Source organism: Bowmanella yangjiangensis, from assembly GCF_017255015.1.
Lineage (GTDB): Bacteria > Pseudomonadota > Gammaproteobacteria > Enterobacterales > Alteromonadaceae > Bowmanella > Bowmanella yangjiangensis.
In genome coordinates this window covers 1-422 of the sequence record NZ_JAFKCS010000628.1, presented here as the reverse complement: position 1 = coordinate 422, position 422 = coordinate 1, and the positions used below count along the sequence as shown (strand labels likewise).

Here is a 422-nt window from a genome sequence, read left to right as displayed (position 1 = left end):
CATGGCGTCGATCTTCCTGCTGTAGATCGCGCTACCGCCCGGCCATTCGGGCGGTTCGTGTGCTGCGAGCCGTCTGCTCCTGAGCGATTACCGGTCCTGGCAGTCGCTTGCCCCTCCCATCGAGCGATGACCTGAGGCACTTGCTGCCCCTGGCGGCCTGGCATGGAGCGCTACCGGCAGTGGCGCCCGGCGTCAGATTGTCGCTGCCTGGAGGTGCGGCGATGCACTGCCTGGGTTGCGCGTCGGTCATGCGCTTCCGCTCGTCCATCCCCGGCGTGGCGCGGGAGGCGGGGTGGCCTGGTTCAGGCGGCGTTTCGGGGCGCTTCTCCTTCTTTGGTAGTGCTTGTGAGAAAAACACTACATATCAGGCATTTCAGGCCGGCTGGAGGTTTGCCTCAAACGCGCGTTTCAGGCTAAGGTTC

Annotated in this window: 1 protein-coding gene; it reads left to right on the top strand. The window is 64.7% G+C overall.

Annotated features, from left to right (window positions below; all coding sequences use genetic code 11):
* Window positions 1-221 precede the first annotated feature (221 nt).
* Window positions 222-422, top strand: a 201-nt coding sequence (locus J0A65_RS25995) for a hypothetical protein (protein ID WP_206597083.1), incomplete at its 3' end; no start/stop codon positions are given.